The organism is Nocardia arthritidis (assembly GCF_011801145.1).
GTDB classification, from domain to species: domain Bacteria; phylum Actinomycetota; class Actinomycetes; order Mycobacteriales; family Mycobacteriaceae; genus Nocardia; species Nocardia arthritidis_A.
Genome location: NZ_CP046172.1, coordinates 4,298,368 through 4,312,117, shown reverse-complemented (window position 1 = coordinate 4,312,117; position 13,750 = coordinate 4,298,368). Strand labels below are relative to the sequence as shown.

At 68.4% G+C, this 13,750-nt stretch carries 12 protein-coding genes; 4 read left to right on the top strand and 8 right to left on the bottom strand.

Features of this window, described 5'->3' with window-relative positions; all coding sequences use genetic code 11:
• The first annotated feature begins 160 nt into the window (after positions 1-160).
• Positions 161-829 (top strand): hypothetical protein, encoded by a 669-nt coding sequence (locus F5544_RS19415; protein ID WP_167479332.1) that lies wholly within the window; start codon positions 161-163, stop codon positions 827-829.
• A gap of 141 nt (positions 830-970) precedes the next feature.
• Positions 971-2,359 (top strand): amidase, encoded by a 1,389-nt coding sequence (locus F5544_RS19410; protein ID WP_167474491.1) that lies wholly within the window; start codon positions 971-973, stop codon positions 2,357-2,359.
• Between the two features lie 8 nt (positions 2,360-2,367).
• On the opposite strand, the gene F5544_RS19405 is transcribed toward F5544_RS19410, so the two are convergent.
• Positions 2,368-3,594 (bottom strand): MFS transporter, encoded by a 1,227-nt coding sequence (locus F5544_RS19405; RefSeq protein ID WP_167474490.1) that lies wholly within the window; start codon positions 3,592-3,594, stop codon positions 2,368-2,370.
• 126 nt (positions 3,595-3,720) lie between these two features.
• Here F5544_RS19405 and F5544_RS19400 point away from each other — a divergent pair, with 126 nt between their 5' ends.
• Together F5544_RS19400 and F5544_RS19395 are read left to right on the top strand one after the other, a co-directional pair.
• A complete protein-coding gene (locus tag F5544_RS19400; protein WP_167474489.1) occupies positions 3,721-4,290 on the top strand; it encodes a TetR/AcrR family transcriptional regulator in 570 nt (189 codons plus the stop codon).
• 152 nt (positions 4,291-4,442) lie between these two features.
• Positions 4,443-6,326 (top strand): protein kinase domain-containing protein, encoded by a 1,884-nt coding sequence (locus F5544_RS19395; protein ID WP_167474488.1) that lies wholly within the window; start codon positions 4,443-4,445, stop codon positions 6,324-6,326.
• Here the strand turns inward: F5544_RS19395 and alc are convergent.
• The 7 genes from alc to F5544_RS19360 are packed head-to-tail and all read right to left on the bottom strand — an operon-like array spanning position 6,317 to position 13,684.
• On the bottom strand, positions 6,317-7,336 hold the full coding sequence (gene alc / locus F5544_RS19390; protein WP_167474487.1) for an allantoicase: 1,020 nt from the start codon (positions 7,334-7,336) through the stop codon (positions 6,317-6,319). The genes F5544_RS19395 and alc overlap by 10 nt on opposite strands.
• A gap of 10 nt (positions 7,337-7,346) precedes the next feature.
• Positions 7,347-8,654, bottom strand: a complete 1,308-nt coding sequence (allB, locus tag F5544_RS19385; RefSeq protein ID WP_167474486.1) for an allantoinase AllB — start codon at positions 8,652-8,654, stop codon at positions 7,347-7,349.
• Positions 8,655-8,693: 39 nt separating this feature from the next.
• Positions 8,694-9,875 carry a glycerate kinase gene (locus tag F5544_RS19380; RefSeq protein WP_167474485.1) on the bottom strand — a complete coding sequence of 394 codons (1,182 nt, stop codon included), beginning with the start codon at positions 9,873-9,875 and terminating at the stop codon, positions 8,694-8,696.
• On the bottom strand, positions 9,872-11,653 hold the full coding sequence (gene gcl, locus F5544_RS19375) for a glyoxylate carboligase (protein ID WP_167474484.1): 1,782 nt from the start codon (positions 11,651-11,653) through the stop codon (positions 9,872-9,874). Before gcl ends, F5544_RS19380 begins: the two co-directional genes overlap by 4 nt.
• 2 nt (positions 11,654-11,655) lie before the next feature.
• Entirely contained in the window at positions 11,656-12,534 is an 879-nt protein-coding gene (locus F5544_RS19370; protein ID WP_167474483.1) for an NAD(P)-dependent oxidoreductase, read from the bottom strand.
• Positions 12,531-13,307 (bottom strand): hydroxypyruvate isomerase family protein, encoded by a 777-nt coding sequence (locus F5544_RS19365; RefSeq protein ID WP_238847334.1) that lies wholly within the window; start codon positions 13,305-13,307, stop codon positions 12,531-12,533. Before F5544_RS19365 ends, F5544_RS19370 begins: the two co-directional genes overlap by 4 nt.
• Positions 13,307-13,684, bottom strand: a complete 378-nt coding sequence (locus F5544_RS19360) for an allophanate hydrolase-related protein (RefSeq protein ID WP_167474481.1) — start codon at positions 13,682-13,684, stop codon at positions 13,307-13,309. The genes F5544_RS19365 and F5544_RS19360 overlap by 1 nt, the downstream gene beginning before the upstream one ends.
• Positions 13,685-13,750: the final 66 nt, after the last annotated feature.

Genomic DNA, 13,750 nt, shown 5'->3' with positions numbered 1-13,750 from the left:
CGCAGGTGATCCGGCTCACACTATCGCCGATCGCGGGGAACTTCCGGGCCGTCACCACCGACCTGTCCCCGACGGCATCCGCGTTCCGGTGCCGGACAACAACTTTCACTCCATCCCGGCGCGCGGTTCGCGCGGAGAGGGCATTCGTTCCATGAAGGCAATGACATTCGCGGTGGTTTCGGCATGTGCGGTGGCCGCGGTCACCGGCTCGGCGGCGCGGGCCTCGGCCGAGCCGTCTCCGCCACAGATCGGCTATTCGCTGCGGCTGGACGGCGGTTCGGTCGAGCTCACCATCGACAAGGGCACGCTCGCGGCCACCGACGGCAGGCTGGAGGTGCGCGATACCGACGGAAATCCGGTCACCTCCTTTCCGCTCACCTACCGGCGCGACGATCTGATCCATCCGATCGCCACCACCGTGCACCCGACCTCGGCGCGGCTCACCCCCGACACCGACCCGCGCAACGCGATCCCCGCGACCGTCCCGGCCCGCGATATCGCGATCGACCCACAGTCCACCGCGTTCAATACCGCCGTGATGAATTTCGCCACCCAGTCCGCCCTCGGCGTCGCGCTCGGCACGCTGATCGGCACCGCCGTCGGCGCGGCGATCGGGTGTGTCGCGGGCGGTCTGCTGGTGGGCGCGGCGACCGCCGTGCCGACCATCGGCGTGCTCGCGGTGCCGGGATTTCTCGGTGGCTGCCTGGTCACCGGCGCGGCGGCCGGCGCGATCGGCGCGGTGTTCGGCAATGTGGTGGTCGGCCTTCCGGTGACCGGCGTCGCCGCGTGGTGGTTCTTCGACGCCCTGCGCGTCCAGGCCACCAGCTGACCGCGCAATTCCGAAACGGTCCCGGTTGACACCCGCCGGGAACCGGCGTGTACTCACCAGATCGTGCATCCAGTCCGCCGAGAGGAGCGTCGTGCGAACCATCCCGTCACACAGTACGCAGCGGAATATAGGCGGGGTGGCATGACCGAACTCGCATTCGGCGGCGTCGCCGGGCAGGCGGATGCGGTCCGCGCGGGCCGGATTTCGGCGGTCGAACTCACCGAGCAGACCCTGGCCCGCATCGAACGGTGGCAGCCGCGGCTCAACGCGTTCACCCGGGTGCTCGCCACGGAAGCGCTCGAGCAGGCCCGCGCGCTGGACGCCAAGCAGGCGAGCGGGCAGCCACTCGGCCCGCTGCACGGCGTTCCGATGGCGGTCAAGGACGAGGCCGATATCGCCGGTGTGCCGACCACTTTCGGCGGTGCGGCGAATACCGTTGCCGCGAAGGATGATTCGGCGATGGTGGCGCGCCTGCGGGCGGCGGGCGCCGTCTTCGTCGGCAAGACCGCGCTGCCGGAATTCGGCACCTGGCCGTTCACCGAATCCTCGGCCAACGGCTACACCCGCAATCCTTGGGATCCGACGCGTTCGCCCGGCGGATCCAGCGGCGGCTCGGCGGCCGCCGTGGCGGCGGGTATCGTCGCCGCGGCCACCGCGGGCGACGGCGGCGGCTCCATCCGCATCCCCGCCGCCTGGTGCGGGTTGTTCGGTCTCAAGCCGCAGCGCGGGCGGATCAGCACCGCGCCACACCGGGATCTGTGGCGCGCGCTCGGTGTGCTCGGCGTGCTGACCAGATCGGTGGCCGACAGCGCACTGCTCTACGGGGTGCTGGCGGGCGGCGGTGCGACCGACCGCTGGCAGGCGCCCGAAATCCGTTTCAGCACAACCGAACCCGAGCGTCTGCTGCGCATCGCGGTGACCACCCGCACCGCCGTGCCTTTCGTCCGCCCGGCGCCGGAATGCGCTGCGGCCGTGCGCGATACCGCGGAGACATTGGCGAAGCTCGGCCACCATGTGGAGGAATTCGATCCGCACTATCCGGATGCCACCGCGGCCTTCCTCCCCCAATTCGTCGGCGGCATAAAGGAAGAGGCCGACCTCGTCGCCCGGCCCGATCTCCTGGAGCGCCGCACCCGCGCCATCGCCGCGTTCGCCAGGGTATTCACCCCCGAACCGGTGCTGCGCTGGGCCGAGGAACGCGGCGAGCGAGTCGCCGCGACCGTCAACCGCCTCTTCGACACCTACGATCTGCTGCTCACCCCGGTATTGCCCCAATTACCGCTGCCGGTAGGCCAATTGGACGGTGTCGGCGTGCCGCGCGCCCTCCTGCGCAGCCTTCCGATGACCGCCTACACCGCGCTCTGGAATGTCACCGGCAATCCGGCCGCCGCCGTCCCCGCCGGATTCGCCCCGAACGGACTACCGCTGAGCATCCAGCTCATCGCCCGCCCGAATGCCGAATCGACGATCCTGTCCGTGGCAGCGCAATTGGAGCAGGCGCGTCCGTGGGCCGAACACTGGCCCGTCTAGCGTTGCGCCTACTGCGGGCACGGCGTCTGGTCGAGTTCCGCTGCCACGGTGACGGTTTCGGCGGTGCGGAACACCGGCCGTCCGAGGGCCGCGATGCCGAGCAGCACCGCGCCCGCCGCCACCGCGACCACGAAGCCCGCGTTCGCGCCGTGTCCGTCGATGATCGGTCCGGCGGCGGCCGGGCCGATCGCGATACCGAAGCCGAGCCCCGAGGTCGACCAGGTCAGCGCCTCGGTGAGAGTGGCCGGGGGAACCGTGGATTCGATGATCCGGGCCGCCAGGATCATGCTCGGCGCGAAGAACGCGCCCGAGATCAGGACCGTCACGGCCAGTGCCGGAATGGAGTGCACGAACAGCAGCGGCAGCGTCATGAGCGCGGTCGCCGACATGCCGTAGCCGAGCAGCTGCCCGATCGGGCGGGTGAGTTTCGCTGCGCCGAAGGCGAATCCGGCCGCGCACGAACCGATGGCGTAGACCGAGAGCACGATACTCGCGGCCACGGGGCTGCCCTGTAGCTCGGCGAGGGCGATGCTCGCGACATCGATGGTGCCCGCGATGGCGCCCATCGCGACCATCATCAGCGCCACCGTCCACACGGCGCGGTGCTCGAGCGCGCTGAGCAGCGAGCGCCGCTCGAGCGCGCCGACGGCGGGTTCGGTCCCCCGCTGGGCGGCCAGCCACAGCACTCCGATAATCAGCAGCAGACCGGCGATCAGCGGCCCGGCCTGTGGGAACAGTGCGACGCTCAGCCCGAGCGAGATCGGCGGGCCGACGATGTAGCACACCTCGTCGAGCACCGTCTCCCAGGCGAACGCGGTGTGTAGCAGTGGCGAATCCCGGTGCAGCTCGGTCCATCTCGCGCGGACCAGTGCGGGCGCACTCGGCATGGCGCCCGCGACGACGGCCGATGCGAACAGCGACCAGTCGGGGCCGTTCACGGCCGAGACCAGCAGGAGCGCGCCCAGCGCGGTGACGCTCAGCGCCGCGGCCGCCGGGATCACCCGCCGCTGCCCGAATCGGTCGACCAACCGCGACACCTGCGGCGCGGCCACCGCCGTCGCGATCGCGTAGGTCGCGGCGAGCGCTCCGGCGAGGCCGAAGCTGCCGCGGGTTTGCGAAACCATGGTGATGAGCCCGATGCCCACCATGGACAACGGCATTCGTGCCAGCAAACCCGCCAGGGTGAGCGATTTCGCCCCCGGCATTCGAAACAGTTCGCGGTAGGAGTTGGCCATGCGCTTCCCTTCGACCGGCGCCATCCAGATTCACATACGGCGCGTATGTGAAGGCAAGCTATTTGACATACGCGACGTATGTCAAATAGCTTTCTCGATGTGGGAGCGAGCCGTACACGTGCCGACATGCTGGAGGAGACCCGGATCAAGCTGCTCGACGCGGCTCGGGATCACTTCGGCGAATACGGCTACGCGGACACGTCGATGGACGATCTCACCGCCTCCGTCGGACTCACCCGCGGCGCGCTCTATCACCATTTCGGCGGAAAGAGCGGTCTGCTCGCCGCGGTGGTCGACGCCCTCGACACCGAACTCGACGCGCGGCTGACCGAACTCATCGCGGGGGAACCCGATCCGCTCACCGCACTGGACAAGCGGTGTCGCGCCGATCTCGAGCTCTCCTCGCGACCCGATATCCAGCGCATCCTGTTCCAGGACGCGCCGTCGGTACTCGGACGCACGGTCGACGCGACGAACTCCCACTGCGTCGCGTCGATGACCAGCCTGCTGACAGCGGCCCAAACCCAGGACCTGATCACCCCGGACGTCTCCGCGCACAGCCTCGCGGTGCTCATCAACGGCGCGCTCATCGATGCGTCGTGCTGGATCGCCGCCGCACCGAAGGGCGAGCAGGCGCGGCGGCGAGCCGACACCCTCACCGCTATCTCCACTCTCATCCGCGCGCTACGCGTATAGCGGGCCCCGGCTACCGGATTCGCCTTCCGAGTGCCATCGTGGTGGGATGGCACGACGCACCGCCGGGCCTGCGGTTCGGCGACCGGGGTGGTAGCGGAAGATGATCATGGATGCGCGGACGGCGCGGAATCGGTGCGAGCGAGGGGATAGCGTTGAAACCAGGTGCTGAGCCGGGCGGCTCACTGCTGGAAATCGTTGCCGCCCAGGGTCCGCTGCCCGCGGACCTGGTGCGCAGGCTCGGCGCGGATGTCGCGCGCAGACTCGCGCGCCTGCACGCGACCCGGCAGGTGCACGGCGGTATGTCGCCCGCGGCCATCAGAATCACCCCGGAGTCCGCCGACCTGGTATCCGCCACACCGGTATTCGACAATCCTGGCTATCTTTCGCCAGAGGTGGCCGAGGGTAAACCGGCCGGTCCGGCCGCCGACGTCTACGGGCTCGGCGCGGCGCTGGTCTACGCCGCGACGGGCGCCGGACCGTTCGGCGCCGGCTCCCCGATCGAGGTACTGCACCGGATCATCGAGATCGAACCCGACCTGCGCCGGGTACCGGAACCGCTGCGCGAGGTGGTGCTCGAATGCCTGCGCAAGAATCCGGACGACCGCCCGCTCGCGGCACAACTGGTGGTCCGGCTCGACCCGCCGATCCCACAGACCGTGCGCATGACCGTGGCGGAACCGGCTGCGGCACAACAACAGCCGGCCCCATCCGAGGCGGTCACCGAACGGCATCGCATCCAAATGCCATCCGGCGCCGAACCACAACGCTCCCCGACCCGGTGGGAGGCGACCACCGAGCCGAACGCGACCACCGTGCCGTCCCCCGCACCGGCGAATCCACAAGCCCCCCAGGGCAATCCGCATGCCGCGACGGACCGCGACGCCCGGCCGCTGCCCGGTCCCGCGACTCCGCATCAGGGCTTCCCGGCCGTAGCGGGCATCCAGCAACCGCCGCCCCGGCGTCCCGCCGCGCCGCCGACGCTCAGCCCGAAGGCCCGCAGACTCCTCCCCTTCCTCGTCGCGGGCGCCACGGTGATGGTGGCGCTCACCGTGATCGCCGCCGTCCTCGCCTTCGTCCTGCGCGACTCGAATCCGCAGACCGCCGCGACGAGCGGGCTCACCACCTCCGTCGCCCCGGGCCCGCCGCGCATCTACGCGGGTGAGGTGGGCGGCCTTGCGGCGGCCACGGATTCGCGGCACCTGTTCGTCTCGAACCGCAAGGACCGCACGGTCTCGATCATCGACACCGAGACGAACAAGATGTCCGCGTCGATTCCGGTGCCCGGCATACCGTACGGCCTCGCCGCCTCCGCCGACGGCAAATTCGTTTACACGGTCACCGATATCGCGGTGGCCGCGATCTCCACCACGACCAATTCCGTTGTCCGGCAAAGCGCCCGCGAGGTGCGCGGCCCGGCCGACAGCGTCGCCCTCACACCCGACGGCCGCAGGCTCTACGTCGCCAACGGCGTGAACCCGACGGTGACGGTGTACGACACGCAGGCGATGGCCCCGCTCACCACCATCCCGTTCAGCGCGGGCCAGCTCTACGGCGTGAAGCTGGTCGTCATGGCGCCCGATGGGAAACACGCGTATGTCGGTGACCCGCACGGTATTTCGGTGGTCGACACGGCCGCCGACACGGTCGTCACCCAGATCCCCCGCGAGGCGCAGCCGGTGCGGATGGCCGTGAGCCCGGACAGCAAATACCTCTACCTGCCCAAACCCTCCGGCGGCATCGACGTCATCGACGCCGCGACCGGCGGCGTCGCCGGCACGGTGAACCTCACCCTGTCCAATGTCAACATCGCCGTATCACCCAGCGGCCGTTATATTTTCGTCGCCGGTAAGAAGGATCCCACCAGCAGCGTGCTCGCCGTGGTCGACGCGGCCAGCCGTCAGGTGGTCGACACGCTGGACGTGAGCACCGGATTCGAACCGGCGATCGCGGTATCGCCCAACGGCCAACGCGTTTACCTGGGCGCCACCCTGGGCGGCAACGACGTCACGGTGCTCGATGTGAGCCGCTACGCCTGATTCCACCGCGCGGTGAGCGCCGCCTCGGCGGCCGGGGTCAGCGCACCGTTGACCCGCAGCCGCGCGATGCCGCCGTCCGGGTAGATATCCACGTGCACGTGGGTCGCCGGGCGGCGGACGGTCAGCCGGAATTTGTGCGGGGTGTCGGGCTGCAGCTGGGTGCGGGGCAGGAGTTCGAACCACGCCGGATCGGTTACCGGCGGCAGCGGGCCCCCACCATCGTGATCGATGCCGAGAACTCTGGCGGCACCCGGCGCGTTGAACAGCAGGTTGCTGGTGTCGAGCTCGAGCACCTCCGGAATCCCTTGAGCGGCAAGCTTGATCGTGGCCCAATCATTTCCGTCGTCACGACGGCGCGCGGTCTCCCAGCCCTCTGACTGATTGCGCGCCAGGCCCGGCGCGAGCATATTGTCCGGCGCCGAGTAGAACCAGTTGGAGCACCCCACCGTGCGCGCACCGTGCTCCAGCGCGGCGAGGTCGACCGTGAGCCCGGTGAGCAGCGCCGGATCCGGCACCGCGTCGCCGTGCACCCGCAGCCGCGCGATTCCGCCGTCGGGCAGCATATTCAGCCGCACATGGGTGAAGATCCGCTCGTCGGATACCGGGAATTCGTGCTTGGCGTCACCGCCGATCGCGCTGCGCGGCACCAGCTGCGACCATTTCATCGTATTCAGTTGCGCCACGGTCGGATAACCCTGCGCCCGCACCGCGTCCACCGAAATATGCGGCGGGTAGTTGCCTTTGAACCACGCGGTGTCGACGACGATGCCGCGGATCACGCCCGCGAAACCCAATCGGACAATGGCCCAGTCGTGTCCGGGGCCGCGGTGGCGGCGGGTCTCCCAGCCGTCGTACTCCTGCCCCTTGGGGCCGAAGGTTTCCGGGGAGAACTTCGGCTCCCACGGGTTGATGAGATTCTCCCGCTCCTCGAAGGATTCGTCGCTGGCGGCGAGTACGCTGCCTCGGTTGCTGCGCAGCGCCAGGTCGGGCAGGCCGGTGAAATCTGACATATATTCTCCCTCAACGGTTTTCGATGAGCAGGTGCCGTCCGGCCTGCGGATGCCCCGCGCCGGCGACCCGGCCGCGCAGCCAGGTGGAGTGGACGATGCCGGACAGTTCCTGACCGCCGTACGGTGTGATCGGATTCTTGTGCGCCAAGGCGTTCGGCTCCACGGTGAACGAGCCGGCCGGGTCGAAGGCGACCAGATCGGCGTCGCAGCCGACCGCGATACGGCCCTTGTCGGTGAGGCCGACCAGTTCGGCCGGTGCGGTGGACATCCAGCGCACCACGTCGGTGAGGCCGAATCCCCTTGCGCGCGCGGCGGTCCAGACCGCGGGCAGGCCGAGCTGCAGCGACGAGATGCCGCCCCATGCGGTCGCGAAATCGCCGACCTTCAAATCCGGCGTGCACGGCGAATGATCGGACACCACACAGGACAGCACCCCGGAGCGCAGACCCTCCCACAGCGCGTCCTGGTTGGCCGCGTCCCTGATCGGCGGGCAGCACTTGTATGCCGTCGAATCCGCTTGTGCCGCGGACAGTGTCAGATAGTGCGGGCAGGTCTCGGCGGTGATCCGCACGCCACGCCGCCGCGCCTCGGCCAGCGGTTCCAGACAGTCCGCGGCGGAGACGTGCAGGATGTGGGTGCGGGCGCCGGTCGCCTCGGCCAGCGCGATAACCTGCTGCACCGCAACCATTTCCGCGGCGCCGGGCCGGGAATCCAGGAAGGCGCGGTAACTTCCGCCGTCCGGCTCCCGCAGCCGCGCCGGATCCTCGGCGTGCACCACCAGCAGCCCGTCGAATTCGGCGATCTCCTTCATCGCCGCGGCGACCTCTTCCAGTGTGAGCGGCGGGAATTCGTCGACGCCCGACGGCGAGAGGAAGCATTTGAAGCCGACGACGCCCGCCTCGTGCAATGGGCGCAGCGCGGGCAGATTACCTGGAATCGCACCGCCCCAGAACGCGACGTCCACGTGGCACTGCCCGGCGGCCGCAGCCCGTTTGACGCCGAGATCCGGCACGCTCACCGTCGGCGGCAGCGAATTCAGCGGCATATCCACGATGGTCGTCACGCCGCCGGCGGCCGCCGCCCTGGTGGCGGTGGCGAACCCCTCCCACTGGGTTCGCCCCGGCTCGTTGACGTGCACATGCGAATCGACCAGACCGGGCAGCAGCACCAGATCCGCCAGGTCGACGATGGTCGTACCCCGCAGCGCGGTGGCGTGATCGACGACGGCGGCGATCCGCCCGTCGCGCACCGCCACCGTCGCGGCCCGGATGCCGTCCGGCAGCACCACGCGCCGGGAACGGATCACCAGCTCATACATCTACACCAACCTCGTCTCGAAACACCCTGTCCACCAACGTCATACGTGTTGCCGCCGTTCGGCCCGCAGCGGGTCACCCAGCCATTCGCCTGCGATATCGGCCGCCAGCCGGGCCAGCAGCGGACCCGCCTCGCGCATGCACACCGCCGGATCCGGCTCCAGATCGGTGAGCGCGTACGCCGCCGCGATTCCGGCACCGCGCAGCTGCCCGTCCGTCAGCTCGCGCCGTCCGGCGACGGCCACCACCGCGACGCCCGCCGCTGCCGCCGCCCGCGCCACCCCGACGGGCGCCTTACCGTGCAACGTCTGCCGATCGAGGGAGCCCTCGCCGGTGATCACCAGCCGGGCCCCCTCGACCTGTTCGGCGAAACCGAGCTCATCGAGGATCAACTCGATACCCGGCCGGACCGCCGCACCCAGAAAGGCAAGGGCCGCATAGCCGACCCCGCCCGCGGCGCCCGCGCCCGGTGTGTCCGCGACATCGATACCGAGGTCGCGCCGGACGATATGCGCGAGATGCGCCAAGCCGCTTTCGAGTTCGGCGATATCCGCCTCGCTCGCACCCTTCTGCCGCGCGTAGACGTTCGCCGCGCCGCGCGGGCCGAGCAGTGGGTTGTCCACATCGGAGGCGACGGTGACCGGCACCCGAAGCAAGTCGGTGGTGTCGATGCGGGCCACCGTCCGCAAACCCGCGCCGCCCGGCGGGATCGGCCGGCCACGCTCATCGACGAACCGCGCACCCAGCGCCGACAGCAGGCCGACGCCGCCGTCGGTGCACGCACTTCCGCCAAGGCCCAACACGATTCGCCGCGCACCGCGTGCCGCCGCCGCTCTGATGAGCTCACCGGTGCCGAAACTCGTTGCCGCCAACGCCGTTTCGGAAGTCGGTTCGGGCGCCCGGCGCAGTCCGGATGCCTCGGCCAGCTCGACGACGGCCGAGTCGCCCCGCATCGCGAACGAGGCGACCACCGGATCGCCGAGCGGTCCGGTCACATTCGTTTGGAACCGGGCGAAACCGGACGCAACCACCGCGTCGACCGTACCGTCGCCGCCGTCGGCCACCGGCGCCACGACCACCGGGAGGTGCGGCCGGACCCGACGCAGTCCGGCCGCCAGGTGTGCGGCAACCTCCGGCGCCGTCAACGACCCCTTGAATTTGTCAGGGGCGAGGACGATATGCCCTTCCTGCCACAGCTTGCGCGGTGCGCCCGGTCCGGTCATGCCGGTTCCGGTTCGAAGGTCGCGGTGGGTGCGTCGGCTGGGGTTTCGGCGAGTTCTTCGAATTCGTTGATGTTGTCGATCTCCAGGCCCATGGAGACGTTGGTGATGCGTTCGAGGATGACTTCGACCACGACCGGGACGCGGTATTGGGTGAGGAGTTTTTTGGCGTCTTCGAAGGCTTGGGCCAGCTGGTCGGGTTCGAAGACGCGGAGTGCTTTGCAGCCCAGGCCTTCGGCGACTTTGAGGTGGTCCACGCCGTAGCCGCCGAGTTCGGGGCTGTTGATGTTGTCGAAGTCGAGTTGGACGTAATAGTCCATGTCGAACTGGCGTTGGGCTTGCCGGATCAACCCCAGATACGAGTTGTTCACCACCACATGGATATACGGGATGTTGAACTGCGCGCCGACAGCCAACTCCTCGATCAGGAACTGGAAATCATAGTCACCCGAGAGCGCGACCACCGTCGCGTCGGGGTCGGCGGTCGCCACACCCAACGCGGCGGGCAAGGTCCAGCCCAGTGGCCCGGCTTGTCCGGCGTTGATCCAATGCCGCGGCCGGTAGACGTGCAAGAGTTGGGCGGCTTGGATTTGGGACAGCCCGATGGTGGACACGTAGCGGACATCGCGGCCGAACGCCCGGTTCATCTCCTCATACACCCGTTGCGGTTTGATCGGCACCTGCGTGAAATGCGTTTTCCGCAAACCCGTCTGCTTACGCGCGAGCACCTGGGTTGCCCACGAACTGTGATCGGCGAGTTTGCCTTGTGCGGCGTGTTGTTTCGCGACATCGATCAACACGCGTAAGGCTGCGGCGGCGTCGGAGACGATGCTGTAATCCGGGGCCAGGACCCGCCCGATCTGGGTGGATTCGATATCGATGTGCACGAACGTTCGCCCCCGCGTGTAGGTGTCGAGGCCGCCGGTGTGGCGGTTGGCCCACCGGTTCCCGATCCCGACCACCACATCACTGGCCAACAGCGACGCGTTGCCATACCGGTGCGAGGTTTGCAACCCCACCATCCCCGCGTGCAACGGGTGGTCATCGGGGATGGCACCCCATCCCATCAGGGTGGGCACGACCGGAATCCCGGTCAGCTCAGCGAATTCCACCAACAATTCGGCCGCGTCGGCATTGATGATCCCGCCCCCAGCCACGATCAACGGCCGCTCGGCCACATTGAGCATGGCCAGCACCTTCTCCGCTTGCGCGCGGGTCGCGGCCGGACGCTGCACCGGCAGCGGCTCGTAGGTGTCGATATCGAATTCGATCTCGGCTAGTTGCACATCGATCGGCAGGTCGATCAATACCGGGCCGGGACGGCCTTCGCGCATCAGCCGGAACGACTTTTGGAAGGTGCCGGGCACTTGGGCGGCCTCCAACACGGTGACCGCCCACTTGGTCACCGGTCCCGCGATCGCGGCGATATCGACCGCCTGGAAGTCTTCTTTGTGCAGTTTGGCGACCGGCGCTTGCCCGGTGATGCATAGGATCGGAATCGAATCCGCACTCGCGGAATACAACCCGGTGACCATATCGGTCCCCGCCGGACCGGAGGTCCCGACACAGACCCCGATATTCCCCGCCGCCGCGCGGGTGTAGCCCTCGGCCATATGCGAGGCCGCCTCCACATGCCGCGCCAACACATGCCCGATCCCACCGTGGGCTTTCAACGCACTGTAGAACGGGTTGATCGCCGCCCCCGGCAACCCGAAAGCCTGTGTCGCTCCTTCCTTTTCCAGAATCAACACAGCCGCATCAACCGCACGCATACGAGCCATCGTCAGCTCCCCTCGCCGCGACCCGACAGCGCTTCGGCCACCAGAAGCAGACCCGAATGATCGAGATTCCCATAACCCATGGCGCGGGCCGCCTGGATCAGTTGCGCGGTGAGCGCGCCCATCGGGATCGACACCTCGGCCTGGCGCGCCGCGGCCAGGATGATGCCCATATCCTTGTGGTGCAGGTCGATTCGGAAGCCGGGTACGAAATTGCGGGCGAGCATCGATTCCCGCTTCAGCTCCAGGATCCGGCTGCCCGCCAGACCACCGGCCAGCACGTCCAGGCCCTTCTTCGCATCCGCGCCCAGGTTCTCCATGAGCAGGATCGCCTCTGCCACAAGGGCGTACGTACCGCCGACGACGAGCTGGTTGGCGGCCTTGACGCACTGCCCGGAACCATTGCCGCCAACCAGTTCGTACGTCTTCCCGACGGCCGCGAAAATCGGCAGCGCCGTCTGGAAGTCCTCCGCCGACCCGCCGACCATGATCGACAGGGCCGCGTTCACCGCGCCCGCCTCGCCGCCGCTCACCGGCGCGTCCAGCACGCGCAGACCCTTCGCGGCGCCCTCGGTCGCGGTCCACTGCGCGGTTTTCGGCGCGATCGTGGAGAAGTCGATGTACAGCGCACCCTTCTCCGCGTGCCGCAGCACCTCGGTGAAGACGGCCTCCACGTGCTCGTCCTGCGGGAGCATCGTGATCACGATGTCCTTGTCCCGCACCGCCTCCGCGACGCTGCCCGCCGTCGCGCCGCCCGCCGCCTTCAACTTCTCCAGCCCGGCCGGGGCGACGTCGTAACCGGTGACCTCGTATCCGGCCGCGACGAGGTGTCCAGCCATCGGGCTCCCCATGATCCCCAGCCCGACAAAACCAATCTTCTTCACTTGATCCAAGTCCAATCCAGTTCAGGGTCTTTGTATTCCAGGCCGATCCAGCCGCCGTAACCCACCTCGTCGAGGGTGGCGAACAGTTCGGCGAAGTCGAGTTCGCCGCTGCCGGGACGGCCGCGGTTCGGCGCATCGGCGATCTGTACGTGGCCGAGATGCGCTGCGTGCGTTCGGATCACCCGATTCAGATCGGCGCCCATCCGGGCCAGGTGGTAGAGATCGAGCAGGAAGCGGATATTCGGCTCACCGGTCTGCTCGATGACGCGCACGGCGTGATCGGCGTCGACGATCGGATAGTGCGGCGACTCAATGGAATTCAGCGCCTCGACCAGGACGACGGCATCGATGCCCGCGGCGGCCTGGGCGGCCAGGCGCAGGTTCTCCAGCGCCAGCTCGTCCTGTTTCGCCGGATCCTCACCCTCGATCCTGTTGCCGTACAGTGCGTTCAGCGCCTTGCAGCCGGTGCGCTCGGCGATGCCGACGGCGACGTCGATATTGTCGCGGAAGCGGGTGACCTCGCCCGGCACCGACACCAGACCGCGGCCGCCGAGCGGAATGAGATCGATGAAATTCAGGCCGACGAGTCGCACCCCGGCGTCGGCGAGCGCACCGACGAACGCATCGATTTCCCGGTCGCCCGGCACCGGATCCGCCCCGAACGGCCACCAGAATTCGACCGCGTCGAATCCGGCGGCCTTGGCCGCGGCCGGGCGTTCCAGCAGCGGCAGTTCGGTGAAGAGTATCGAACAGTTCACGTCGAACCGTGGCATCATGCTCCTTCGCGGTATTTCTGCCAACTCCCGATTTCGGTGATATCGATGAGTTGCGGATAGGAAACGGGCGGACGGCGCAGCACCATCGAAAGCACCGACCGCTCGTCGTCGAGCTCGATTACGCCCAATTCCAATTCCGGCGGTTCGGCGGGCAATAACCGGGTGCGCAGCACGTCGAGGGAAACATCGAATAGCTCGCCCTGAATCGCGGCCCCGCCGTCCGATACCGGATGCAGCCCGGGAAAACGGTCACCGACCGAATAGAACCGGTATTGCGGTGCGGTCCGTGCGGTGCCCGCGAACGGCGCGCCGTCGAGCAGATGGTTGAGCGGACCGCCGCGCATGGCGCCGCCGTTCAGGAAAATCAGGGGCATTATCGGGTCCTTCCTTTCCGTCGATCGAAATTATGTCGGCGGTCACACCGCCGCGAAAGCCGCGAT

Coding starts and splice junctions, on each gene's coding strand:
- alc (WP_167474487.1), bottom strand. CDS start 7,336: ATGTCAGATTTCACCGGCCTGCCCGACCTGGCGCTGCGCAGCAACCGA.
- F5544_RS19400 (WP_167474489.1), top strand. CDS start 3,721: ATGCTGGAGGAGACCCGGATCAAGCTGCTCGACGCGGCTCGGGATCAC.
- F5544_RS19365 (WP_238847334.1), bottom strand. CDS start 13,307: ATGCCACGGTTCGACGTGAACTGTTCGATACTCTTCACCGAACTGCCG.
- gcl (WP_167474484.1), bottom strand. CDS start 11,653: ATGGCTCGTATGCGTGCGGTTGATGCGGCTGTGTTGATTCTGGAAAAG.
- F5544_RS19360 (WP_167474481.1), bottom strand. CDS start 13,684: ATGCCCCTGATTTTCCTGAACGGCGGCGCCATGCGCGGCGGTCCGCTC.
- allB (WP_167474486.1), bottom strand. CDS start 8,654: ATGTATGAGCTGGTGATCCGTTCCCGGCGCGTGGTGCTGCCGGACGGC.
- F5544_RS19405 (WP_167474490.1), bottom strand. CDS start 3,594: ATGGCCAACTCCTACCGCGAACTGTTTCGAATGCCGGGGGCGAAATCG.
- F5544_RS19410 (WP_167474491.1), top strand. CDS start 971: ATGACCGAACTCGCATTCGGCGGCGTCGCCGGGCAGGCGGATGCGGTC.
- F5544_RS19380 (WP_167474485.1), bottom strand. CDS start 9,875: ATGACCGGACCGGGCGCACCGCGCAAGCTGTGGCAGGAAGGGCATATC.
- F5544_RS19415 (WP_167479332.1), top strand. CDS start 161: ATGACATTCGCGGTGGTTTCGGCATGTGCGGTGGCCGCGGTCACCGGC.